This is a genomic window from uncultured Bifidobacterium sp. (genome assembly GCF_945269915.1).
GTDB lineage: Bacteria > Actinomycetota > Actinomycetes > Actinomycetales > Bifidobacteriaceae > Bombiscardovia > Bombiscardovia indica.
The window spans coordinates 23,687-45,571 of sequence record NZ_CALYOY010000016.1 but is presented as its reverse complement, the minus strand read 5'-3'; the positions used below and the strand labels follow the sequence as shown (position 1 = coordinate 45,571).

General features: G+C 60.5%; 17 protein-coding genes. All 17 read right to left on the bottom strand.

The features are described from left to right. Positions 1–197 precede the first annotated feature (197 nt). The gene (gene yicI, locus Q0K62_RS04390; protein WP_297316765.1) at positions 198–2,618 is read right to left on the bottom strand and encodes an alpha-xylosidase; all 2,421 of its coding nucleotides are present in this window, start codon (positions 2,616–2,618) and stop codon (positions 198–200) included. Further along, positions 2,619–3,476 (bottom strand): carbohydrate ABC transporter permease, encoded by an 858-nt coding sequence (locus Q0K62_RS04385; RefSeq protein WP_297316764.1) that lies wholly within the window; start codon positions 3,474–3,476, stop codon positions 2,619–2,621. Positions 3,477–3,479: 3 nt separating this feature from the next. After that, positions 3,480–4,388 (bottom strand): sugar ABC transporter permease, encoded by a 909-nt coding sequence (locus Q0K62_RS04380; protein WP_297316768.1) that lies wholly within the window; start codon positions 4,386–4,388, stop codon positions 3,480–3,482. A 223-nt stretch (positions 4,389–4,611) separates the two neighbouring features. After that, entirely contained in the window at positions 4,612–5,928 is a 1,317-nt protein-coding gene (locus Q0K62_RS04375; RefSeq protein WP_297316763.1) for an extracellular solute-binding protein, read from the bottom strand. Between the two features lie 139 nt (positions 5,929–6,067). Continuing rightward, positions 6,068–7,096 carry a LacI family DNA-binding transcriptional regulator gene (locus tag Q0K62_RS04370; RefSeq protein ID WP_297316762.1) on the bottom strand — a complete coding sequence of 343 codons (1,029 nt, stop codon included), beginning with the start codon at positions 7,094–7,096 and terminating at the stop codon, positions 6,068–6,070. Between the two features lie 579 nt (positions 7,097–7,675). Then, the gene (locus tag Q0K62_RS04365; protein ID WP_297316761.1) at positions 7,676–8,857 is read right to left on the bottom strand and encodes a family 1 glycosylhydrolase; all 1,182 of its coding nucleotides are present in this window, start codon (positions 8,855–8,857) and stop codon (positions 7,676–7,678) included. Positions 8,858–9,002: 145 nt separating this feature from the next. Continuing rightward, a complete protein-coding gene (locus Q0K62_RS04360) occupies positions 9,003–9,881 on the bottom strand; it encodes a carbohydrate ABC transporter permease (RefSeq protein WP_297316760.1) in 879 nt (292 codons plus the stop codon). Positions 9,882–9,888: 7 nt separating this feature from the next. Beyond that, on the bottom strand, positions 9,889–10,809 hold the full coding sequence (locus tag Q0K62_RS04355) for a sugar ABC transporter permease (RefSeq protein WP_297316759.1): 921 nt from the start codon (positions 10,807–10,809) through the stop codon (positions 9,889–9,891). A 2-nt stretch (positions 10,810–10,811) separates the two neighbouring features. Beyond that, positions 10,812–12,083 carry a sugar ABC transporter substrate-binding protein gene (locus Q0K62_RS04350; protein ID WP_297316758.1) on the bottom strand — a complete coding sequence of 424 codons (1,272 nt, stop codon included), beginning with the start codon at positions 12,081–12,083 and terminating at the stop codon, positions 10,812–10,814. A gap of 182 nt (positions 12,084–12,265) precedes the next feature. Further along, positions 12,266–13,366 (bottom strand): LacI family DNA-binding transcriptional regulator, encoded by a 1,101-nt coding sequence (locus Q0K62_RS04345; RefSeq protein WP_297316757.1) that lies wholly within the window; start codon positions 13,364–13,366, stop codon positions 12,266–12,268. Positions 13,367–13,607: 241 nt separating this feature from the next. Next, the gene (locus Q0K62_RS04340) at positions 13,608–14,426 is read right to left on the bottom strand and encodes a TlyA family RNA methyltransferase (RefSeq protein WP_297316756.1); all 819 of its coding nucleotides are present in this window, start codon (positions 14,424–14,426) and stop codon (positions 13,608–13,610) included. Further along, positions 14,413–14,538 (bottom strand): hypothetical protein, encoded by a 126-nt coding sequence (locus Q0K62_RS04335; RefSeq protein WP_297316755.1) that lies wholly within the window; start codon positions 14,536–14,538, stop codon positions 14,413–14,415. Before Q0K62_RS04335 ends, Q0K62_RS04340 begins: the two co-directional genes overlap by 14 nt. Before the next feature lie 230 nt (positions 14,539–14,768). Further along, positions 14,769–15,854: an HAD-IIA family hydrolase gene (locus tag Q0K62_RS04330; protein WP_297316754.1), complete on the bottom strand. Its 1,086-nt coding sequence runs from the start codon at positions 15,852–15,854 to the stop codon at positions 14,769–14,771. Between the two features lie 3 nt (positions 15,855–15,857). Then, a complete protein-coding gene (locus Q0K62_RS04325; RefSeq protein WP_297316753.1) occupies positions 15,858–18,017 on the bottom strand; it encodes a helicase in 2,160 nt (719 codons plus the stop codon). 15 nt (positions 18,018–18,032) lie between these two features. Next, positions 18,033–19,364, bottom strand: coding sequence for a tyrosine--tRNA ligase (gene tyrS / locus Q0K62_RS04320; protein WP_297316752.1), 1,332 nt, complete (start codon positions 19,362–19,364; stop codon positions 18,033–18,035). 131 nt (positions 19,365–19,495) lie between these two features. Further along, positions 19,496–20,230 carry an SGNH/GDSL hydrolase family protein gene (locus tag Q0K62_RS04315; RefSeq protein WP_297316751.1) on the bottom strand — a complete coding sequence of 245 codons (735 nt, stop codon included), beginning with the start codon at positions 20,228–20,230 and terminating at the stop codon, positions 19,496–19,498. Between the two features lie 118 nt (positions 20,231–20,348). Further along, complete coding sequence (gene argH, locus Q0K62_RS04310) at positions 20,349–21,839, bottom strand: argininosuccinate lyase (protein WP_297316750.1); 1,491 nt, start codon at positions 21,837–21,839, stop codon at positions 20,349–20,351. Positions 21,840–21,885 lie beyond the last annotated feature (46 nt).

Sequence of the window (21,885 nt, the reverse complement as noted above, 5' to 3'; positions counted from 1 at the left end):
GCCAGACAGGATTCGAACCTGCAACCTGCTGATCCGTAGTCAGCTGCTCTAATCCATTGGGCTACTGGCGCATGTCATCGTCAACAATCTCTTGTTTTCGACAACTCATATATATTACCGCATTTGACGTGGGCGTCCAGTCTGGTGTGTCGCTGCAGTCCGATGTACATGGACTGCAGCGACAGACGGACGCTTGCCTATGCGACGGTCAGAACCACACGCCCATTCTGCGAACGCACACCCTCGTCCCTGCCCAGGCAGCCGGTGAAGTCACGGCCGTCGGAGGAGGCGATGGTCACCTGATTCCCATTGCGCTCGGCGGAGAAGACGACATCGTCGCCTGCCTCGTCCCGGACGCGGGCCTGGGCCTTGCCGTCCTGGGCCATGAAAACGGAAACCGTGGCATCGGTTCCATAGGCGTATTCGGTGCTGGCCTGACCCTCCCGGGTTACCAGGACGGTTCCGTCTCGAACCCAGAGCGGCACGGTATCGAAACCATACCGCTCGCTGATCCAGCGACCGGCCTGGCGGCAGTCCTCCTGCCTGCCGGTGAACCAGTTGGTCCACACGCCCTTGGGCAGGTAGTAGTCCACGTCTCCGGAGTAGGAGAAGACCGGGGCCACCAGCAGGGAGGGACCCAGCATATACTGTCGGTCGCAGTCAAGGGCGGTACGATCCTCGGGGAACTCCATGAACATGGACCGCATGACCGGCAGACCATCCTCATGTGCCCCGAGTCCCACCTGGTAGAGGTAAGGCATGAGCGATATCTTCAGCTTGGTGAACTCACGCAGCACACTGACGGCGGTCTGGTCGGGAGGATTGACCACACCCCGGCGCTCATCCTCCTGGTCGAAGAGCCAGGGCACCCGATAGACGGTGGAGCCGTGCAGACGGGAGTGGGAGGAGAGCAGACCGAAGGCGATCCAACGCTTGTAGACCGCTGGATCGGGATGGGCGCCCTCGAAACCGCCGATATCGTGGCTCCAGAAGCCGAAACCGGAGCTGGCCAGGGAGAGACCGGCCCGGAGGGTCTGGGCCATGCCGTTGAAGGTGGACTCACAGTCCCCGCCCCAGTGCACCGGCTGCTGCTGCCCACCGACGGTCGCCGACCTGGCGTACAGGCAGGCCCGTCCCTTGCCACGGGCCTCCTCGATGGCCTCGAAAACCGCCTGGTTGTACAGCTGGGTGTACCAGTTGTGCATGGTGGCGGGATCAGACCCATCGAACCAGACCACATCCGAGGGGATGCGCTCACCGAAATCGGTCTTGATGGCATCGACCCCCTGGTTCAGGAGGGTCTTTATCTTCTCCTTGTACCAGTCGCGGGCCTCGGGATTGGTGAAGTCCACCAGGCCCATGCCGGCCTGCCAGAGGTCGGTCTGCCAGATGTCACCGTTGGGTTTGCGCACCAGGTAGCCTTTGGCGGCACCTTCATCGAAGAGTGCGCTTTCCTGACCGATGTAGGGGTTGATCCAGGCGCAGACGTGCAGGCCCCTGTCCTGGTGGAGACGACTCAGGGTTCCCTCGATATCGGGGAAGAACCGCTTGTCCCACTGGAAGTCGGTCCAGTGGAACTCGCGCATCCAGTAGCAGTCGTAGTGGAAGACGCTGAGCGGTATGTCCCTCTCGGCCATGCCGTCAATCATGGAGGTGACCGTCCGCTCATCGTACTTGGTGGTGAAGGATGTGGTCAGCCACAGACCGTATGACCAGGCAGGAACCTCGGCGGCCCTGCCGACCAGGGCGGTGTACCTCTCCAGAATCCGCTTGGGATCAGGCCCTGCGATCAGATAGAAGTCGATGGTCTCGCCCGGCACGCTGAACTGGACGGTCTCGGTGTTCTCGGTGGCCACCTCGAAGGATACATGCCCTCTGTTATTGACCAGGACACCATATCCGTTACTGGTCATGTAGAAGGGGATGTCCTTATAGCCCTGTTCGCTGGCGGTGCCGCCGTCCTCGTTCCAGATGTCGACGGACTGGCCGTTCTTCAGGTAGGGGCCGAACCGTTCGCCGAAGCCGTAGACCCGCTCCCCCACACCCAGGCCGAGCTGGATGGAGGTGAAGACCGGCGACTCGTCATAGGCATTGGCCGTGGGGGAAACACCGAACTCCCCGACCGGCTGGGTCGACACCGCTGCGTCGGGTTCAAGAAGGAACCTGGCCAGGGACTTGCCCCGGGCATGGGTCAGTTCCCTGTCAGCGCACCTGAAGGTCATATCGAAAGTGCTGCCCTTGGTCACGGTCAGGCTCAGATCACCGCTGTCCAGGCGGACGGTGGCACCCTCCTCGCCGACCTCACCATCGCCGGGGCCCTGGGCTCCGGCGCTTACAGTCCCACCGTCCGAATCCTGCTCATTGACCGGGAACCCGGGGCAGACCCTGCTGCCCTTCCAATGCGATGCCCGGACACGGATAATGCCCTCGGCCGGCGATGAGGCATGGATGCGGAAGATCGGAAGATTGAGTGTATCCGCCCTGTCATGAATCACCTGCGTGGTGGCCAACACATCTATGCTCCTGCCATCATCGCCAACCGATAGTTCATAGGGCGAACGGGCATACAGCGCCTCGACCCCGGGTCGAGCCAGCCAGTATCCATTGGTGAATTTCATTTATTTCACTGCTCCTGTCGTGATGCCCCTGGAGAGGGTGCGCTGGAAGATGAGGTAGAAGATCAGCGTGGGCACGATGCTGATCAGTGAGGCCGCCGCCGTGGTGGTCACATCCATGAGCCTGTCCCCGGTCAGGGAGGCGATGGCGATCGGGACGGTCTGCTTGGCGTTGTCGATCAGGAAGGCCATGGGAATCATGTACTCGTTCCAGGTCCAGATGAAGAAGAAGACCAGCATGACGCTCAGCGTGGGCGTGGATATGGGGAAGACGATGTCCTTGAGCACCCTCCACCTGCTGGCACCGTCGATGGTGGCTGCCTCCAGGATGGCCTTGGGGAAGGTGCCGTAGACCGAGGAGAGCAGGTAGGTGCCGAAGGCGCTCTGTATGACGGTGAATATGATCACTATGGCCCACTGGGAGTTGTACAGCCCCATGCTCTTGAACATGATGTAGAGCGGGTAGAGCAGGGCCTCCTGGGGCATCATGTTGGCCAGCATGATCAGGAGGACGATCCAGCGCCGCCCCCTGACCCTGCCGATGCCGAGCGCGAATGAATTCAGCACGGAGAGGCCTACCGCCAGAACCGACACCAGTCCGCTGATCCAGATGCTGTTCCAGACCTTCTGGGGGAACCTGACCCTGGTCCAGAACTTCTCCAGACCGGCCAGACTGAACTCGCTGGGCCATGAGAGCGGGCCTGATGCGTTGTAATCGGCCGCGGTCTTGAAGGCGTTGAGGAGAAGGATGAAGAAGGGGAAGAGCATGATCAGCCCGCCGATGATCAGCAGGACCAGAATGGCCCAGTCTCCCACCGTCCGGTTCTTCCTTGCCTTGGGAAGCGTGGTATGTGCACTCATGTCTTACTCCTCATCCTCTTTCTCAACCCGCTGCTGAAGGTTGGTGAAGACAATCGATATGACGATGATGACCACCGTCAGGGCCGTTGCTATGGCCGCTCCGTACCCGACCTGCTGGGACTGGAAGAACTGGGTATAGGAGTAATAGGAGGGCACGATGGTGCTGTCGCCAGGGCCGCCCTTGGTCAGCATGTATACGGGAGCGAAGACCTTCAGGGCGGCGATGGTGCAGGTCAGGGCAACCACGAAGATCTCGGGCTTGATGGCCGGCAGGGTGATGACCCTGAACCGCTGCCACCAGTTGGCCCCATCCAGGCTGGCCGCTTCGTACAGTTCCGGATCGACCCTCTGCAGCCCTGACATGAAGATGACCAGCGGATACCCCAGCTGAATCCAGATCATGATGATCATCAGGAATATCAAAGCCGTATCAGGCGATCCCAGCCAGTTGTGCTGGAAGCGCCCCAGGCCCATTCCTTTCAGAATGGCATTGAGGGCACCGTTCTCTGGCCGGAAAATCCAGCCCATGACCAGGGCGGCCACGGAGATGGGCAGGAGCTGGGGGAAGTAGTAGATGGCTCTCATGGTCGAAGCGGTCTTGGCACCGAAGCGTTTCTGCACCACGTCGAACACCAGAGAGGCCAGAATCAGACCGATCAGGATGGGAATGACCACCATGGCCACGATCATCCAGATGGAGTTGCGGAAGGAAGCCCAGAAGGTGGCATCCCTCATGAGTCTGGACCAGTTATCCAACCCGATCCACTTCGGCGGACGTATGCCCCGGTAGTTGGTGAAGCTCAGATAGATGTTCCAGATAGCCGGCACGATGATGATCCAGAGCAGGACCACCAGGCCTGGTATCAGATACCACCAGAAACGGTTAGACGGATTACCCGGTATCCGGGACATCCCACGCTCTTCGTCGGTTCTGGCGGAGACCGATTCGGCGCCTTTCTTTCTTCGAGATCCCATGTCTCACTTCCTCATACACAAATGATGTCCGGGCGGTGTCCCGCAGGACCGGGAATCCACTTCCTCAAGAAAGCAGGTCCGTTGACCGGTGCTGCGGGACCATCCGGTGAATAAAGCCAGGCTCGGATTGACTGATCGGGCAATCCGAGCGTTCTTGTGATTACTTCTGCTTCACGCCTGACGTCTCAACACCCTTGTCGTACTTGCCTTGGAGTTCCTTGAGTACGTCCTTGGGGGCCTTGGTGCCGTTGACCAGCTCCTGCAGGCCGGCATTGAGCTCGTCATAGAGTGTGGAGGTGGGCCAATCGGGATAGTACCCCAGACGGTCATCCTTGATGACCTCGTTGAACCCCGATATCAGTTCCTTGCTCTTGGGGTCGGTTATCTTATCGGCATCCGCGGCGATGGGCAGGCCACCGGAGTTGCCCATCAGGTTCTGGTTGTCCTTGGTCAGGGTCATGTTGATGAACTCGGCAGCGGCATCCTTCTTCTTGGAGCGCTCGGGAATGACCCAGATGTTGCCTGATCCGCCAGGGATCTTCTTGGACTCGGGGAAGAGACCGACCTGCCACTTGAGGTTGGGAACATCACTCTGGAAGCGTCCGAACCACCATGATCCGGAGAAGAACATGGGGTAGGTGCCCTTCATGAAGTTCTGCCCGGCATCCTCGGCCTTGAGACCGGTTGAATCCTTGCTGATGTATCCCTTGTCGACCCAGTCCTTGATGGTGTCGGTGGCGTAGGTCATGGCGGGACCCTCCCAGTCAACCTTGCCGTCATAGCGCTGGTAGGCGTTGATCAGCTTGGTATCCGCCTTCTGCAGGACCAGCTGCCACCAGAGGTGCTGCAGAGGATACTCGGCCACACCCTCGGACAGCGGTGTCACACCGTTGTCCTTGAACTTCTGCATGGCTGCTTCCAGCTCGGGCATGGTCTTGGGAATGGCGATGCCGTACTTCTCGAACATCTCCGTGTTGTAGTACATCATCACCTCCTCGCCGTAGGTGGTGATGCCATACCAATCACCGGATCCCATGACGCCCTTTTCGTCATACTTACCGGGGGCGGCGAGTGAGCCGGTGATCTTCTTATCCCAGTTGTACTTCTTGACGTAATCGTTCAGGCTGGACAGCAGTCCCTGGCTCGAGAGCAGGCCGGCCGTGGCGTTGCCCTTGTTATACTCCATGACATCGGGGGCATCGTCGGAATTCAGGATCTGGCTGGCGTTCTGCCTGATCTGCTCGAAGGTCTTCTTCTCGAAGTTGACCTTGACGCCGGTCTTCTTCTGGTAATCGGCGATGGCCTGCTTCCAGGCCTTGCCCTGTGCGCCGTTATCCTCCTCGTAGTACCAGATCTTGATGGAATCAGGGTGCTCCTCCTGGGCGCTGTCACTGCCGCCACAACCGGACAGGGATGCAAGTCCCACGAGACTCGCCACGGCTGTCAGCGCCGCCATGATTGTCTTAGACACCTTCATAGGAGTCCTCTCCTTTCGGCCTCATTGCTCAAGGGTCATCCGCGATGAATAACCAGTACTTAATTTATTCATTGCACTATCATCGGCCGACTATTTCGACAATTTTCGACAAGTCGTTGCAGTGGAAGATACGGACCGTTCAGCCTCTGCCGGAAACCGGACCGACCGATCCTCGGCGAAGGTAACTCGAAGGAATCAGCTCAACCGCCCCGAGATTGGATTCACGCCCTTCAAGACGGTCCATGAGCATGTCCACTCCGCGGGAGCATGTCTTGTTGGGCTGCATGGGAATCTCATCTATGGGCTGTTCCATGACCGAAGCGTTGCCGAAGGTGCTCAAGGCCAGGAGCGATACATCGCCGGGAATGGACTTGCCTCGTCTGAACAAGGAACCGATGACGTTATTCATGTGGCTGATGTTGGTTTGGGCCATAATCGCCGTTATGCCCGGGGTCTGCATGTAGGCTGAGGCGATGACCTCCTCCACGTGCACTGCGTCATCACCGGTGGAGTATCGGAAGTCCAGGTGCATTCCCAGCACCTTTGCTCGCGTTTCAACGGATTCCCTGGTCCGGACCAGGAAGTTCGATCCTTGGCGGTAGCTTTCCTCACTGGCTCCGATCATGAGCACATTCCGATGCCCCAACCGGTAGAACTCATCAATGGCCATCCTGCCCATGGCTTCGAAATCGGTATCCACGGAAACAAGGTCCGCATGGTCCTTCGCGCAACCGATAGAGACATAGGGCACCATGGATGTTCGCGCATGAGCCACTCGCTCATCGTCGGTATTGACGTCCAGCAGCAGTACCCCGTCGACCATGCCGCTGTATGACATGCGCAGCAGTTCATCCTCCTCGTTTTCGTCCGTAAGCAGCACGACGTTGTAGTGGTAGCGACGCGCCCTGGCCACAACCGCGAAGAAGAACGCGGCATAGTTGCTGTAGTCGGTGTAGCTGTGCATGGGGGAACTCAGCGCCATCAACCTGGTCCGGGCCCCCTGGCGCAGCATGGCGGCTCCCCGCTTGGGACGGTAATCCAGGAGACGAACAGCCTCAAGAACCTTCAACTTGGTCTCATCGCTGACTCGTCGTTTTCCCGAGAGGACATATGAAACGGTGCTGATGGAAACTCCGGCTTCGGCGGCGACATCCTTGATCCCAGCCACGAGACCTCCTGGAAAAAGGGGAAGTAGGCATGACCAAATATAGCATTGCTTATCCGCGGCCCAGGAAAGCCGCTCCGAGACGGTGAAACAGGCCATCCCGTCAATACGAATGGCCGAGGGTCAGATTTCAGCCGTATCCGATAACCGGAGCAGGTATTCAACATTGCCATGGACTCCGGTTATGGGCGATGACACCCGCCCCTGACCCCGAAACCTGATTCCAGGACACGCCTGGTCAACCGTTCCACGGCCTGGACAAGGCGGTCCTCTCCTCGTTAGCCGCACCGTTTGCGGCTGGCGTCCAGCTTCGTGTGTCGCTGTAGTACGGGGGGAAAACGTCTCAATTAGTCGAACCAGACCACAGTTCAAATGCAGAACACGAATTGATGACAGCATAAGCGATCAATTCGGATTCATGCCTCTGCAGAAGATCCGGACCGGAACAATGGTCCTGACAGGTCAGACCCGATGCACTTCCCGGCGGGAACCAAGGCTTGGGGATATCGACAATCCAAAAGCAACCAACCCATCGGCAAACAGACAATCCACATACAACCTGCTTCCCGGATGGTGGACGACTCAGGGATGGCTCAGCACACCGGTTTGCGCAACTCTGCCCAACCACTTCATTGAGGGTTTGGGAACCCTCTTGAAGGTGTCGGGATCACATGAAGCCAAACCAAAGGTGGGTCTAAACGAACCCCATTCGTAATTGTCAAGCAAGGACCAATGCAGATAGCCCTGCACGTCTATTCCATCGTCCATGGCCGTATGGAGCCCAGCCAAGGCATCATAGGTATAGTCGATGCGCCGAGAATCGTCACCTGTGGCAATGCCGTTTTCGGTAACCACTATCGGAACGTGGCCAGTCACCTCCCAAGTATGGCGGACTGCGTGTTCCAAGGATTGGGGGTAGTACTCCCAGCCGGTCAGAGTACGCTCCGCACCGTCGACGACGGGCAGGGGCCCTTCTGGTCCGATGATGGTCCGCAGATAAGCCTGGACACCGACGAAATCATCTCCCTTGGCTGCCTCCGTGAATATGTCCTCACGAGGATATCGGTACTCCTCCATCTGGCGGGTGCATCCCGGAGCGGCCTGGAAATCCTGGCAGGCAATGGTCCAGCCGGAACGGATGGCGTCCACCTCGGCAAGAATCTCCCGAGCTCGGTCATGCGCCCGGATCAGCGATTCGGAGATCACAGGATCCGGAGAAGGCAATTGGGAGGCGGCCATGTTGGATCCCTGCGAACCTCCCCGTGTCAAGGCGACCATATTGGGCTCATTAATGGTGCAGACCCAGGTCACACCGTCCAGAATAGGGAGAACCCTGGCCACATAGCGACCAAACAGATCGGCTGAATCCTCGGACCTCCATCCTCCGCGATGGGCGAACCAACGCGGCAAGGTCATGTGGTTCAGAGTCACTACAGGAACAACATCCCGTTCAAGGCAGACCTCAATCATCCGCCGGTAGTGCAAGAGCTGAGCCTTGGAGAAGAACCCCTCCTCGGGCTCAATCCTGGCCCACTCCAGAGAGAATCGATAGGCACCCAGACCACCTTTGACAATCAGGTCAATATCATCCTCGTATCGGTTGTAACTGTCCAGGGCATCCCCTGAAGGTTCGGCCAGGTCGGTATCATCCCGATGCTCCCGTTCCCACCAGTCCGAGCTAACGTTGTTGCCCTCCACCTGGTGGGCAGCGGTTGCTGCACCCCAGAGAAAATCCTGCGGGAATGAGTAAGTTGACCGTTGCATTGGCAATGGTGGACCTTTCTGTGACGGAACTTGATGCTGCTGGTTCAATAAAGACAAAAATCACGCCATCGACGGGGAAGGCCCGATGATGGCGGTCGCTTCCATGCCCCGGCCCCAAATAGAGTCCGGGGTACAAAAGCTGGGATTACTTGATGCCGGTCATTGCTACACCCTGGATGAAGTAACGCTGCAGGGCCACGAAAAGCAGGAGTATCGGCGTAATGACCAAGACCGCACCTGCCAGCAGGACTCCATAATTCGTGGCGTTCTGCCCTGTCGAGTACAGGGAAAGCGCCACCGGCAGGGTATAACGATCGTTGGTCTGCATAGCGACCAATGGCCACAGGAAGTTGTTCCAGGAGGCCAGGAAGGTCAGTATGCTCAGGGTCGCTAGAGGCGGCCCGCACTGGGGAAGGACTATGGACCAGAAGATCCTCAGCTCACCTGCACCATCCACCCGGGCCGCCTCCAGGAGGGCATCCGGAATCCCCATCATGAACTGCCTCATCAGGAATACACCAATGGGCTGAGTGAGGAAAGGCAGGATCAGGGCCCAATAGGTATTGGACAACCCCAGGTTGGAAACAATGACAAAGAGCGGCACAAAGGTCGAGACACTGGGCACCATAAGGGTGATCATGACGGCTCCGAAGAGAATGCGCTTGCCAGCGAAATCCATCTTGGCCAGCGCATATCCGACCATGGAGCAGAAGACCACGTTCCCCAGGACCGTAATCACCGCAACAATCATGCTGTTGACGAAGTAGGTCCCAAAGTTCAGCTCTCCGAACCACTTGGCATAGTTCTCCAGCGTCGGGTTCTTCGGCCAGAAGGTGGGCGGGGTGGCGAGAATCTCCCCCTGGCTCTTGATCGAGCCCAGGGCCATCCAGATGAAGGGGAATATCCAGACCAAACCGACCACGGCCAGAACCGTATAGGTAAGACCGCGTCCCCTTGTAAACCGCTTCCACAAAGAGGGCTTGGTCCGGTCTGCCTGGACAGAACCGGAATATACAGAAGTCATGATTGCCTCATTCCTGCGTGCGGAGCACCCGGAACTGCAGGGCGCTGACCAAGGCGATGATGATGAAGAGGATGTAGCTGGCCGCTGATGACAAGCCGTACTGCCCGAAGCTGAACTTCTGGTAGACATAGTAGGAAGCAGACAGCGTCGAGTTCAGGGGCCCTCCCTGGGTCATGACGAAAGATTCTTCGAAGAACTGCAGGTAGGTCACGGACAGGAGCACGGCCCCCAGGAGCAGGGTCGGCCTCAGAAGGGGCATGGTGATGCTCCAGAAAGTCCTCGTCCTGGATGCGCCATCTATGGCAGCCGCCTCCTTGACGTCCTCAGGGACTGCCTGGAGTCCGGCCAGGAAGATGATCATCAGGGTACCCATGTTGCGCCATGTGGTCATGACAATCAGAGCCGGCAGAGCGAAACGGGTATCATGCAACCAGTCCGGGCCCTGAATCCCGACTAGGGCCAGGGCATCGTTGAGCAGTCCATTGCGCTGGAGGATATATCGCCAGACCACTGAAACAGCCACCACGCTGGCCACGACCGGGGCATAATACAGAGCCCGGAAGAAACCGTTCAAGTGCTTGGCGCCCTTGTTGAGGGCCACGGCAAAGCAAAGCGCCAGGGCCATGGTTATGGGTAGACCGACCACCACGAAAATACCGGTGATACCGAGGGATCGCAAGAACTGAGGATCCTTGAAAAGGGTCGCATACTGCTGGAGCCCGACGAAGTTGACATCGAAAGGGGTCCTGAGGTCCCTGGCGGTGATATCGGTAAACGACATCATCAGTGACGACAGGAGGGGCAGGAGCATGAAAACCACGAAGACAAGGGTGAAGGGCAAGGCGAACCCCCATGCGATGAGGGTCCGCCTACGACGTAGGACCGAGGACGAACGCCCCGTATCCTTCGACGGCTGCTTACGACTCATGGTCAGTTGCCCATCCCGGCTGACTCTGCCTCGGACTGGAGTTGCTCCAGGCCCTTGTCAACACTGATGGCGCCCTTGTTGATCTGCTCCATGATCTTATCGCCCGAAGCATTGACCTGTGCCCAGGTGGTGACGGACGGGGTGGTCTTCATGCTTTTCATCTGGGTGGCAAAAGCGGTCAGCTTGTCGTCTTCCTTCAGCTCAGGATCCTCCCAGGCCTTGGACGAGGCCGGAAGATCGGTGGAAAGCTTGTACCACTTGGCCTGGGTCTCAGGCCTGCTCATCCACTTGACCATCTTCCAGGCGGCATCCTGGCTCTTGGAGTCCTTGAACACGACCATGTCGCTGCCTCCCGAATAGGAGACCGACCCCTTGTCACCCTTGGGCAGAGGAGCAGTGGTGAACTTGTTCTTCATACCGGGACCACCTACCTGCTCCACCTGACCGATGGCAGTGGGGCCTTCCAACATCATGGGGGTCTTTCCTGAGGCGAAGGCGGCCATGTTGGCACCGGCGCTCGTATCGGCATTCACATCGGCTATGCCGTCCTTGAAGAGATTGCTGGTATAGGTGATGGCCTTGCGCATCTCCGGGGTGTTCAAGGTCCACTTCCTACCCGACTTGTCCGTCAACGAGGCACCAGCCGAGAAAGCGAACGGAAGATCGGCGATGAAGTTGTCCGTGCCCGCCGGGTTCAGGTAGAGACCGAAGTCCGTGCCGTCCAGCCTCTTCATGTCCTCGCCCATTGCGCTGAGCTCATCCCAGGTCCTGGGAGCATGGTCCCAACCGGCCTGCCGGGCCAGATCAGTGCGGTAATAGAGGACGCGGGTGTCGATATACCACGGCACACCCAGCTGCTTACCGCCGACCTTGCCGCCCTGAACGGGACCGGAGGCCATATCATCCATGGAGAGGTTGCCCGGTACGGTCGAGAAGGCATTGCCGAAATCGGCCATCCAGGTGTTGGCCATCTGGGCCAGATCCGGGCCATTGCCAGCTGCAATGGCCGTTTGGAACTTGTCGTGGGCGGAAGCCCAAGGTATGGAGGTCACCTTGACATGAACGTCAGGGTTCTCCTTTTCAAAGTCCTTGACCAGCTCGGGGAGCTTCTCCCCCTCGGCACCCATGGCCCAGAGCGTCAGATCTCCTTTTGCCGGCTTGCTGTCGATGCTGGCAACAGCGGAACCATTGCCCTTGGCGTCTCCACCTTCGGTACGCCCGCAGGCTGACATTCCGGCCATTGCAGCCAGGCTGCAGACCACGGCAGCCGTCACACGGGCCCCTTTCATTATTCTCTGCATTACATTCCTCCTCGAATAAATACGAAATAATACAAATCTAAGTGCTTAGATTGCAGTTTATAGTCTATGCGCTTAGATTCTAAAGGTCAAACGGTCGGACAAGGCACCAACGCCAATATACTGATTTGGATGACTACGGGCGGACGACACGCACGTCAGACCGCCTGACCATGGCAACCACAGCTCTCTCTGACAACCAGCCTTGCCGGCGCCATGGCGCTCCGAGGCTCTTTCCAAGGCTGTCCATCCCTCTCGGCAAGGCTATCGGCCGCCAGCCTCCCCAACCGTTCCATATAAAGTTGGACGGTGGTCAGGGCTGGGGTGGCGAATCTCCCGGCCAGGATGCCATCAACGCCCGTCACAATGACATCCCTTGGGACACGGATACCTAAATCAAGGAGGACATCCATGACGGACAGTGCCATCTGATCATTGGCACAGACCAAGGCATCCGGGAGTTTATCCTCACGAACCACATGGGCCAAGGCCTGGTAAAGCACCCGATGATCCAAAACGGCGTCGATTGGTCGACACGCCGGAAGGCCCCGCTTGTGCACCCGTCGCTTCACAATATCCAGTCGCACACCCACCTCAGGGAAATCCAGGGTACCGATGAAAACAATCCGCCTGGCCCCATGCACATCCACCAGATGGTCGACGATCCGATTCATTCCGGATTCATTATCAAAGGAAAGATACATGACGGGCAAGTCGCCCTTGCTTTGGCTCAGCATGACTACCGGAATGGTCTTGGCCAGCCGTTTCAATGCTTCAGGACTCTCTCCCCAGGAGAAGAGCGCCAGCCCGTCCACTCGTCCTGCCAGATCGGTGATTGATTCCCCCCGTTTCCCGTCATCCGAGCTGCTCAGCAGGACCGCCTGACCCTGATGCCAGCATTCCAGCTCGAACCCCCGTTGGACCTCGTCCACATAGAGAGGGTAGGCGCGGATATTGGGCTCTGCTCCGTCCAGGTCAGAGTCCACGTCCGATTTCAATCCAACGTCAGAGGCAGGATTCCCCTGACCCAGGGGGTGTTCCAAAAGAAGATCAAAGGAGTACAAGCCCAGCACACCTGTCCGTCCCTTGGCCAGGCCACGCGCATTGGCACTGGGTATATAGTCCAGTTCCCGAGCGGCGGCAAGAACCTTACGCCGTGTCGATTCACGCACCCGATTCGGCTGTCTGTAAGTGAAAGAGACGGTTGCAATGGAAACACCAGCCCGCTCGGCAACATCGTACACGGTAGCCCTGCGCATGATTCGTACCTCACCACTCCATCGACTCTCCCCGTCGGGCTTGAAAACCCAGGACAGACATCGGTCGGCATCTGTCCTCCTTGTTCACCTGAACCAGGTGAACAAGGAATACCATCCCTACTCTATAGGGTCTCCATCACAAGGGGCATGGACTTGAAGGGACCGGCTCGGTCGGAGAGCTCCGTCAAGACAGCCGTTTCCGATATTGACTATCCAGAATCGAGACGGTCTCGATATAGGACTATCCGTCGGAGGCCTGCCTGCGTTTCGACAGCCAGAGCAGGTACTCGACATTGCCATGGGCTCCGGTTATGGGTGATGGCACCTGACCCTTGACTTCGAAACCTGATTCCAGGGCGCATCTGGTCACCCGTTCCACGGCCTGGACACGGCGGTCCTCCTCAGTGACCACACCATGATGGCCCAGCAGGGTCCTGCCGACCTCGAACTGGGGTTTGATCAGGAGGATGCACTGGGTGCCAGGGGCCACCAGAGCCGGAATGACGGGGATTACGTAAGTCAATGAGATGAAGGATACGTCTGAGACCACGTAGTCGGGCCGGTAGGGCAGATCTTCAGGGACCACATCGCGGATGTTGACCCCGCTCATCCCTATGACCCGGGGATCCTGGGCAATGCGGTCGAGCAGCTGATCCTCGCCCACATCGAGGGCGATGACCCTGCTGGCCCCCTTGCGCAGGAGGAGGTCGGTGAAACCGCCGGTTGACGCTCCGATATCCAGACAGAGGCGGCCTTCCGGACTGGGCAGCCCCATGGGCTCGAAGGCACCGAAGGCACCGGCCAGCTTGTAGGCCCCGCGCGAAGCGTAGTCGGGACCCTTGTCGACCTGAACCACGTCACCGGCTTTGACCTTGGCCGAGGGTTTCGTACAGACCACGCCGGAAAGACGGACCGAACCCTCCAGGATCAGCCGCTGGGCCCGGGAGCGGGAATCCGCCAGTCCCAGGTCCTGAATGGCCTTATCCAGACGGCCGGACCCCTCTATCGAGGCACCGGACTCCGCCTCACCTGCGATTCCCGCATCGTCAGTCCTGGCCATGCAACTCCTTCTGGAGTGCATCCAGGGCACTCTGAAATATCCTGACCTGCTCCTCGAGACCCAGGTCATCCACCCGGGCCAGTTCAGGGAACCGGCTGACCAGTTCCTCCATGCCTTCCGTACCCCCACCGGAGGTTTCAGACTCGTTCCCAGCAGGAGGAACTCCGGCCGATGAAGAGGATGGAGAAGAAGGGACGTGTTCCGCCCCCTGCTCGACAGCATCGGAGGAGACTTCTGTCCGCGGTACGGCCATTGAGGGCCTCTTGATCTTACCGGCCAGGAGCACGTCCATGGGCGTAGGCCCACCACGGTCCTTACCGGTTTCCTGGCTCCCCATACCCCTCAGACACCGATCCTGAATTGAGGAAGACGCAGATCATGCACATCATGACCCCGGTCCATATACTCCCAGACGGCACAGGCACTGGCCCGGACGGCATCCAGGTCTGCACCGGGATCGTATGGCCTCCCGTCCTCAGCCTGCCCGGTCGCTGTATCTTCAGCCCGCAGGTCCAAGACTCCATCCCGCAGGACAGCCCCGGCACGTCCGCAATGCCAGACCTGGTCCGCCGACTTCCCCGGGGCGGAATGGGGCTGGACGAGTCCGAGCAGGTCAGCGCTGATATAGGTGGGGCGGTACTGGGGCTCCGCCAGAATGATGGATTCGATGCTGGCCACGCCGGTCAGGACCACCAGGGACTCGTATCCGCCCCGGTTGGCCGCTTCGATATCGGTATCCAGCCGGTCGCCCACCGGCAGGCAGTCCTTGGTGGGAATCGGCCCCGCGCTGCCGGCAAGAAGTTGACGGGCCTCGTCGTACATGGCTGATTCGGGTTTGCCGGCCGAGGCCTCGGGCGTCCTACCGGTGGCGATGACCACGGTCTCGATCATGGCACCGTTGCCCGGAGCTATGCCGCCCTCCCGGGGGATGGTCCGGTCCATGTTGGTCGCGAAGAAACGGGCCCCCTGGCCGATGGCATAAGAGGCCTCGGCAAGCTCCTCCCAGTTCTGCTTGGGATTCCAGCCCTGAATGACGGCTTCGGGATGATCCTTGGCCTTATCGACAACCTCCATCCCGTTGGCCCTGACCTCCTGACGGAGGTGATCCGCACCGATGACCAGGACCCTGGCACCCTCATGCAGATTATGGCGGAGCATCCTGGCCGCCACGATGGATGAGGTGATGATCTGCTGGTCATCGAGTTTCAGTCCGAACCCACGCAGCTGGTCGGCCACGGCCTTCCGGGTCCTGGACGCGTTATTGGTGGTGTAGGAGATGGTCATCCCCTGCGATTCGGCCTGGGATATACCCGTGGCCGCATTCCTGATGGGGTCGGCTCCGCGGTAGACCACCCCGTCCAGATCGAGAAGGGCCAGACGGTAGGTCCGGGCCAGTGAGGTTTCGGCACCTTTCAGGAATGCGGTCATGAATCAATCCTCCCTGGCCCGGTCCGCCTCGTCCAAGGCGTCTGAGGCCCGGTCTTCCGAATCTCCATCGGCAACCGGATCCTGGGTATCGTCCAGATCTTCATACACCTGGACGGAGTCCCTGTCGGCCGATTCGTCGGATGCCTCGCCGGTTTGTCCGCCATGCTGACCGGCAATGACCGAAGGAATCCAGCCGACCCGGGCGGGAAGCACCTCGGGGCGGACAGGATCCCGACCCCAGACAAACCGTGCAGACCGATCGGCATCCAGCTGATCCAGGTAGTCGCCATCGTGCGGATCGATGGAGAGCTGCTCCATCATCGAATCGTCCAGATGCTCCAGGTCGTAGTCGATCAGGATCTCCTTGGGTGGAACATCCGGGTCCTCTTCCTCGTCGGCGTACTGGGCCTCAAGCTTCTCCAGGAAGGGTTCCAGTTCCAGGGCCTCCTCGGGACGACCGGCCTGGTCCAGGAAGTTCTGCTCGGCCTGGACGGCACGCATCCGGTAGTCCCCGCTCAATCCCCTGGCCTTGACCAGGGCCTGAACCGTCTCGATGGCCTTGTCCCAGAGACCCAGGTCGCCAAGGGCACCCGCGTAGACCAGGAACATCTCGACCTTGGACTCACCGGTCAGCTTCCGGGCCTCCCCGGAGGTGGCCTCTTCGATGGCCTTGCGGGCATTGCCCAGGCCCCGCTCGCAGTCGGCTATGAAGGGAAGGTAATCCGGGTACCCGTTCATCCGGTAGGCCGTGCGGAACTCCTTCAGGGCCAGCTTGTAGTCACCCTGCCTGTAGGAGACCAGAGCCAGGGTTTCCCGGGCCAGGTCGATCCTGGAAGCCTGTTTGGCGGCCCACTTGGCATGAGCCAGGGCCCCCTCGGGATCGCTCTCCTCAAGGGCATAAGCTGCCAGGACGTGCAGACCGATGTTCTCGGCGTGCTCCTTGCTCAGGCCGCGCAGGCGTTCGCGTTCGTCCTTGGAGAGCATGGACCACTCAAGACCCTTGGGCATCTTGGGCTCACCCGGGCGACGGTCCGTATAGGGGTTCTGCGAGGGATAGGAGATGGTCCCGTCGGAGTTGCGGCGGGCCTGGTCATAGCCCTCATGGCGGTCGCGCCGGTAGAAGCCCCTGCGGTTGTCGCCACGGTCATTGCGACGGTCATAACCTCGAGAGTCACGCCTCTCATAGCCGCCTTGGCCACTACGGTCACCTGAACGGTTGAAGCCATTGTCGCGACGACGGTCATCGCCGTGACCCTGACGCCTGTCGCTGTACCCTCTGGACCTGCGATCGTCATGACGATCATCCCGGCGCTGATAGCCGCGGTTACCGTCACGACGTCCGTAACCGCGGTTGTCGTCACGACGCCGATGACCACGATTGTCATCCCTGCGGCCGTAGCCACGGTTGTCTCCATGACGGTCGTCACGCCGATCATTGCGGCGGTCATTGCCACCAGAGTAACCTCGGTTGTCATCCCTGCGGAATCCGCCCCGGTCCTCATGACGGTCGAACCAGCGGTCCTGGCCCTGGTTGCGGTCGTCCCGGCGCCTGTCATCCTGACGGCGGTCGTCCCGGCGCTGATACCCGCGGTCCTCTCCCTGGCGACGATCATGGAAGGCGCCACCCCGGTTGGAACCATATCCGCCACGGCCCCCGGAGTGGCCACGGTACCCATCATGGCCACGGTTGTCGGAACGGTGGCCGCCGCGGTCATTACGGTTGCCCCTCTTCTGGAAGTCACGGCGATCCTTGTCACCACGACCGTCATAGCCGTTATGGCGGTCATACCCGTCACGACGCTCATCATCGTTGCGACGCCCCTGGTATCCACCCTGACGGTTTCCACCCTGGCGGTGGTCGCCATACCCCGAACGACGGTCATCGTGGCGGTACTGGCCCTGATGGTCATCACGCCTGCGGTCCCCACCACCCTGGCCATCCTGCCGGTCGCGATGGCCATGGAAATCTCCCGACCCGTGCCGGAAGCCACCGGAACGGGAACCTCCCCGGTATCCGCCTCCCCTGGAACCCGAGGACCCGTGGCCCTGGTAGCCGCCCTTGCCGCGGTAACCCGAATGCGAACCGCCTGAGCGGGAACCCCCCGAGCGAGGGCCGCCGGAGTGACCCCGGTCGTTGCGGGAGTGACTGTGTTCTTCTGCCATCTGTGTCCTTTATTCCTACTTGTCGGCCCGGCGTTCAAGAGCGCCCAGGGCCTTCTTTCCTCTGCGGATCAGAGCGAAACGCCCATGCAGAAAGTCGTTCTCATCCAGGACCCTGTCCTGGTCCTCCACCCTCTGGTTGTTCAGGTAAAGCCCGCCGGACTTGACGGTCTTCCTGGCCTCGGATACCGATTTGAAGAGACCGGCACTTACACCCGCTTCAACCACGCGCTGACCGACCTGGGCCGGGGCGAAGACCCGTCCACCCGAGGCATCCTCCACTTTGAGACCATCCAGGGCGCTGTCGAGCACATCCTCCTCCAGTTCGTCCAGGGACTTGCCACGGCCGAAGAGGGCCCCGGAGGCATCGATGGCGCCCTGGGCGGCACGGTCGCCGTGCACATAGCTGGTGACCTCCCAGGCCAGGACCTTCTGGGCCTCGCGGGCACCGGGGTTGGTGGCCACCTCCTGCTCCAGCTCCTCGATCCTGGCCTTCGGCAGGAAGGTGAAGGTCTTCAGGAGCTTGACCACCTGGTCGTCGGGCTGGTTGAACCAGAACTGGTAGAAGCGGTAGGGGCTGAACATGGTCGAATCCAACCAGACCGCGTTCCCCTCGGACTTGCCGAACTTCTTGCCCTGGGAATCGGTGATCAGGGGGCTGGTCATGACGTTGACGCCGGCCCCGCGCACCTTCCGGATCAGGTCCAGTCCCGAGGTCAGGTTCCCCCACTGGTCGCTGCCGCCCAGCTGGAGGGTGCAGTGGTATCGGTCGAAGAGTTCCAGGAAGTCGTTGCCCTGGAGGACCTGATAGCTGAACTCGGTGAAGGAGATCCCCTCGTCGGAATTGAGCCTGCGGGCCACGGTGTCCTTGGCCAGCATGGTTCCCATGCGGAAGTTCTTGCCCACGTCACGGAGGAAGTCGATGACGCTCATGGACCCGGTCCACTCGAAGTTGTTGACGAAGCGGACGGCCTGGTCACCCTCGGTATCCAGGAAACGGCCGATCTGTCTATGCAGACGCTCGGTCCACCCGGAAACGGTCTCCTTGGGGTTCAGGGTACGTTCGCCGGACTGGCGGGGATCGCCGATCAGACCGGTGGCGCCCCCGACGACCGCGATGGGGTGGAGACCCGCGGCCTGGAGGTGACGCATGTTGAGCAGCTGGACCAGGTTGCCGACATGAAGGGAGGGGGCGGTCGGATCGAACCCGCAATAATAGGTCACCGAAGTATCACCCAGGGTCTTCTTCAGCTCGGACTCATCCGTACACTGGGCTATGAGACCGCGCCACTTGAGCTCGCCGAAAAGCGAGTCGAATCCCGCTTCCTTGAAATCAGTGACCTGTGCCATGTGAGGCAACTCCCTATCAAATTCTCGCGAATATGGTCGTAACCTATCCATTCTTGCAAATGAGGGCGACACAGGAACCGGTTTCAGGCCCGTTGTTTCGCCTAAAAGGGAGATGGATGCCGACGACCCGATCAAAGGGAACGAAGGTCACCCACGAAGGCCTCGGGCAGTTTGGAGACCACACATTCGGCCATGCGCCGGTAGCCTTCACACCCGGGATGAAAGTGGTCGATGCCCCAGAAGTCCTGACGATCCGTGCCGACGTCGTCATGGGTGGCGTCCACGTAGGTCACCCCTGCTCCGGCACAGATCTCCTCGCTGATTGCGGTCTGCCGGTCGATGCGCCGTTCCACTTCGGCCCGCAGGGCCTTGCCCAGGGCCGGATCCCGGTAGAGCTGGCCAGAGCTGAGAACCAGGACCCTGGTGCCCTTGGACTTGGCATCCTCAACGGTGGCCGACAGGTCGGTCCGCCACTCCTCCCAGGAGCGGTTGGCCATGATGTCGTTGGATCCGGCGCAGATCACGAGAAGGTCGGCGTGGCCCGTGACCTCCGGGAGGAGCCGGTACCGCACCCGGCGGATGGTGGCCCCGAGACGGCCATATGTGGACCAGCTGACCGTCCTGCCCAGGCGTACGGCCAGGGACTGGGCGATGTCGGGGATGAACCCCTGGCTCTGGTCGGTGACTCCGCACCCGACCGACATGGAATCACCGACGGCGACCATGGTCAGGGGCTCGGCATCCCCGGAGGAAGCCGACGATGCGTCCGGTACCCTGCATGTTCCCTGACGTTCCCCTGCCGGTTCGGCGGCCAACTTCACATGATGCTTGGCCCACCAGGCCTCGACCAGCACCGCAGGATTCATAACCGACCACTGCCTTTCCCACCGAGAATCCGGGAATCGGCAGACTCCGCGGACCCTTGGGGAACCGCCTCATCCCATGTACCGAGATGGAATTGTAACTCAGGTACCTGCGACAGGCTTACTGCGGCATGTGATAGGCCGGACCATCGGAGGTCGATTGGGCGAACCCGTCAAGGTCGGCCAGGAGGGCCCTGGCCTCCTCCATCTGTTCGGCAACACGTCGCGGCGAGGTACCCCCGCGACCATTCCGGGCCTGAACGGAGCCGCCGGCCGAAAGGACCTCGCGGACCTTCGGGGCCTGGTCAGCCGGCAGGTAGTCATGGAAGACCTTGATGAAGTCCTGATCGTTCAGATCCCAGAGCTCGCAGTTTCTTCCCTCGGCCAGCTTGACGCAGGCCCCGGAGAGTTCATGGGCGTGTCTGAAGGGAACCCCCCGTTTGACCAGCCACTCGGCCAGGTCGGTGGCCAGGGCGAACCCGGTCGGCGCCTGGTCTTCAAGACGGTCCTTATGGAAGGACAGGGTGGCGACCATCCCGGTGAAGGCGGGCAGGAGGACCTCCAGGGTGTCGACCTGGTCGAAGACCGCCTCCTTGTCCTCCTGGAGATCACGGGCATAGGCGGTGGGCAGGCCCTTCAGGGTGGCCATGAGACCGGTCAGGTCGCCGATCAGACGGCCGGCCTTCCCCCGGGCCAGCTCGGCTATGTCGGGGTTCTTCTTCTGGGGCATTATCGAGGAACCGGTCGAGTAGGCATCGTCCAGACGGACGAAGGCGAACTCCTGGGTGTTCCAGATGATGATCTCCTCGGCCAGGCGGGAGACGTCGACCCCGACCATGGCGGCGATGAAGGAGAACTCGGCCACCACATCCCTGGCGGCCGTCCCGTCTATTGAGTTGGCGCTGACCCGGGAGAACCCCAGTTCCTGGGCCACGGCATCCGGATCCAGTCCCAGGGTGTTCCCGGCCAGGGCACCGGATCCGTACGGACTGGCATCGGCACGCTTGTCCCAGTCAACCAGGCGTTCCAGGTCGCGGATCAGCGGCCAGACGTGGGCCATGAGCTGGTGTGCGAGGAGGACGGGCTGGGCGTGCTGCATGTGGGTCCGCCCCGGCATGACCGTTCCTCCGGCCTTCTGGGCCTGGTCCATCAGGGCATGGGCCAAGGCCAGGATCTCCCCGGCCACGATACGGGCGTGCCGACGCAGCCAGATGCGGATCAGGGCGGCTATCTGATCGTTCCTGGAACGGCCGGCCCTCAGTTTCCCGCCCAGCCGGTCACCCGCCAGGTCGATCAAGCCCCGCTCCAGGGCGGTGGCCTCATCCTCGTCGGCATCATCGGGGACGAAGGTGCCGGAGTCGACCTGATCCTGGAGCCGGTCCAGGGCATCCTCCATGGCCTTCAACTCCTCCGGGGTCAGGAGGCCTGCCCTGGCCAGGGCACGGGCATGGGCACGGGAACCCGCCAGGTCGTCATCGGCCAACCGCCAGTCGAACTGTGTCGACTTGCTCAGTCTGGCAAGTTCCGGCGAGGGACCTGAACTGAATCGTCCACCCCAGAGGGCCATCCCCCGATCCCCGGGAGCATCCTTGGCCTGATCAGCCTGCTGCATCTGTCCTCCACTTCCCCCGCGCCCCTGCCCGGATAGGGAATCCCTG

What these genes read in the sequence shown, in the direction of transcription:
- tyrS (WP_297316752.1), bottom strand. Translation starts at nt 19,364, where the DNA reads ATGGCACAGGTCACTGATTTCAAGGAAGCGGGATTCGACTCGCTTTTC.
- Q0K62_RS04355 (WP_297316759.1), bottom strand. Translation starts at nt 10,809, where the DNA reads ATGAGTCGTAAGCAGCCGTCGAAGGATACGGGGCGTTCGTCCTCGGTC.
- Q0K62_RS04365 (WP_297316761.1), bottom strand. Translation starts at nt 8,857, where the DNA reads ATGCAACGGTCAACTTACTCATTCCCGCAGGATTTTCTCTGGGGTGCA.
- Q0K62_RS04385 (WP_297316764.1), bottom strand. Translation starts at nt 3,476, where the DNA reads ATGAGTGCACATACCACGCTTCCCAAGGCAAGGAAGAACCGGACGGTG.
- Q0K62_RS04315 (WP_297316751.1), bottom strand. Translation starts at nt 20,230, where the DNA reads ATGAATCCTGCGGTGCTGGTCGAGGCCTGGTGGGCCAAGCATCATGTG.
- yicI (WP_297316765.1), bottom strand. Translation starts at nt 2,618, where the DNA reads ATGAAATTCACCAATGGATACTGGCTGGCTCGACCCGGGGTCGAGGCG.
- Q0K62_RS04360 (WP_297316760.1), bottom strand. Translation starts at nt 9,881, where the DNA reads ATGACTTCTGTATATTCCGGTTCTGTCCAGGCAGACCGGACCAAGCCC.
- Q0K62_RS04340 (WP_297316756.1), bottom strand. Translation starts at nt 14,426, where the DNA reads ATGGCCAGGACTGACGATGCGGGAATCGCAGGTGAGGCGGAGTCCGGT.
- Q0K62_RS04380 (WP_297316768.1), bottom strand. Translation starts at nt 4,388, where the DNA reads ATGTCCCGGATACCGGGTAATCCGTCTAACCGTTTCTGGTGGTATCTG.
- Q0K62_RS04335 (WP_297316755.1), bottom strand. Translation starts at nt 14,538, where the DNA reads ATGGAGGAACTGGTCAGCCGGTTCCCTGAACTGGCCCGGGTGGATGAC.
- Q0K62_RS04325 (WP_297316753.1), bottom strand. Translation starts at nt 18,017, where the DNA reads ATGGCAGAAGAACACAGTCACTCCCGCAACGACCGGGGTCACTCCGGC.
- Q0K62_RS04375 (WP_297316763.1), bottom strand. Translation starts at nt 5,928, where the DNA reads ATGAAGGTGTCTAAGACAATCATGGCGGCGCTGACAGCCGTGGCGAGT.
- Q0K62_RS04330 (WP_297316754.1), bottom strand. Translation starts at nt 15,854, where the DNA reads ATGACCGCATTCCTGAAAGGTGCCGAAACCTCACTGGCCCGGACCTAC.
- Q0K62_RS04345 (WP_297316757.1), bottom strand. Translation starts at nt 13,366, where the DNA reads ATGCGCAGGGCTACCGTGTACGATGTTGCCGAGCGGGCTGGTGTTTCC.
- argH (WP_297316750.1), bottom strand. Translation starts at nt 21,839, where the DNA reads ATGCAGCAGGCTGATCAGGCCAAGGATGCTCCCGGGGATCGGGGGATG.